Source organism: uncultured Anaerovibrio sp., from assembly GCA_902786545.1.
GTDB lineage: Bacteria > Bacillota > Negativicutes > Selenomonadales > Selenomonadaceae > Anaerovibrio.
In genome coordinates, this window is sequence record CADACU010000098.1 from 1 (window position 1) to 2180 (window position 2180).

The window sequence follows — 2180 nt, forward strand, 5'->3', positions numbered from 1 at the left end:
CTCCCAGCTCGTTGCGACGCGAAGCTAGTCCTTTAGGGAAACGCTAATTGGAAGATTTTTCTTCTAAAGAAGAAAAATTTGAACAATGGCGTTATAATTATTATTGCTATACTACTCCTTATATATAATCCCATTAAATGGCTGCCACGAGCCCTTTTGTGGCGGCCATTTTTCTTTGTGGAGCACTCACTTTATTATAAAAAACACTTGCCTTGATTTCATAGGCAAGTGTTTTTTCTTTGGTAATATTGATATTATCCAGTTATTTATACTTTAATTGTGATATATTCTGTCGAATTTCTTAACCCACTCATTATCCCGATGATCATAGGTTCTTACGACAACCTTGTCGTCATAAAGGTACAAGGAGTTGGTATAAACATGCTTCTTGTCGATGCACGGATTATGAATATTTACCAAATTTTCATTAAAGCGATTTACGCTGTCATCGGCAAAGCTATCATTCTTAGGTGGAGTATGGGTATGGCCAGATACCCACAAGCTGCCTGGTGGGCAGTGACTAAGAATTTCCTTTAATTGATCTGCTGGTTGAGCGGTGGTTTGCGGAGTATTGATTTTTTTCGTATAGGTACGCAGGGTGCCCATAAGAGGGGCATGACAAAAGAATATAATCGGACCGTGCTGGTGAGAGGCAATTTCCCCTCTAAGCCAATCCAGTTGTTTGGCGGAAAGCTCAATTTTTAATTCATTGCAGGCATCAGGGGCGAGATATAGCAGACGGTATTTACCTACAGAGCGGGCATAATAAACATCAGGTAGATGATAGCGTTTGGTAAAGGCCATGAGCTTGGCCCATTTTTCCTCATGGGTGCCCATCTGCAAATTACCCTGGGCATCGGGGGTGTCCCTATACACATAATCATGATTGCCGGCGATGGAATAGTATGGGAACCGCAGACTACCAAGGAAATTGTCCACGCAGGCAAATTCCTCCTCGATTCCAAACCGTGCGGCCTGATCCCCTAAAACAGCGGCCTCGTCCACATCGTTCCAGCTATTGATATTAGCCAACATAGCCTGCTTGCCAGCCCAAACCTCCTGCTGTTCCTCTGGGGTTGGGTGTTTATTGGTTTTCCAAGGAAGATGCATATCGCTGAGCAACACTATATGGTAATAGTCCGACTTACGGCTACCGGATGCCAATAATTTTAACGGCTGGAAATAGCTGTCCGCAACCATCCAGCCGGCGGAGAACAACATCCACCGCAAAAAATCCCGTCGTAACATAGTTTCCCCTCCCAGTAAAAGTTTAAAAACGAAACACAATTCTATACTGATATTATATCAAAATGCTAAAAGTAAAAAATATAGTATTATGCTTTTTTATGTAATATGACATAAAAAAAGCCAGCCAAGGAAGCCCTTGGCTGGGAATAGCAAAGCATTAAATTAAAGTTGGAGAAATGTTATATATAAAGTAGTAGATAGAATCAAAGTCCATAAGCGGAGCTGATCTCGCTGATTTTTACCGGACGGTGCTCATCAACGGATTTCTTGGCAGCCAAGCCAATAAGAACTGGCTGTAAACCGTCATTAGCATTGACTGGCACATCCTTGCCATTGACAATGGCATCCACAAACTGCTCAACCTCGCTGGCATAAGCCTGCATGTAACGCTCCAGGAAGAAGAACATTGGCTTTTCAGCTACAACACCGTCTTTACCGCTGAATACAGCGCTGGAGGCGGTGTCGTTGGAAATGGCCACGCAACCCTTGTCACCGAATACTTCAGCCCGTTGGTCGTAACCATAGCAGGAAGCCCGGCAGTTATCAATAATAGCTGTAGCGCCATTGGCCAGCTTCAAGGTGATAACAGCAGTATCTACGTCACCTGCTTCGCCAATTTTTGGATCAACGGTAACAGAACCTTCAGCATATACCTCTACAACTTCGGAGCCGGAGAGATAACGAACCATATCGAAATCGTGAATGGTCATATCCAGGAAAATTCCACCGGAAACCTTTACATAATCAATGGATGGTGGCTCAGGGTCACGGGAAGTGATTTTGATGATCTGCTGCTTGCCAACCTTGCCGGCAGCCACTGCATCGTGGATGGCCTTGAAGTTGTGGTCGAAGCGCCGGTTGAAACCAACCTGATATTTTTTGCCGCTGGATTTTACTACATCCAAAACAGCCTTAATCTTTTCTACATCATG

The 2180-nt window shown here is 43.9% G+C and carries 2 protein-coding genes; both read right to left on the minus strand.

Annotated elements, in window-relative coordinates:
* Nucleotides 1-273 precede the first annotated feature (273 nt).
* Nucleotides 274-1248 carry a metallophosphoesterase gene (locus tag QZV24_RS10435; protein ID WP_294523588.1) on the minus strand — a complete coding sequence of 325 codons (975 nt, stop codon included), beginning with the start codon at nucleotides 1246-1248 and terminating at the stop codon, nucleotides 274-276.
* Between the two features lie 203 nt (nucleotides 1249-1451).
* Nucleotides 1452-2180 (minus strand): Gfo/Idh/MocA family oxidoreductase (locus QZV24_RS10440; protein ID WP_294523591.1); only part of this gene is annotated, 729 nt, incomplete at its 5' end.

Bases quoted from the DNA above. Each gene is read 5' to 3' on its own strand.
- QZV24_RS10435 (WP_294523588.1), bottom strand. From the start codon at position 1,248: ATGTTACGACGGGATTTTTTGCGGTGGATGTTGTTCTCCGCCGGCTGG.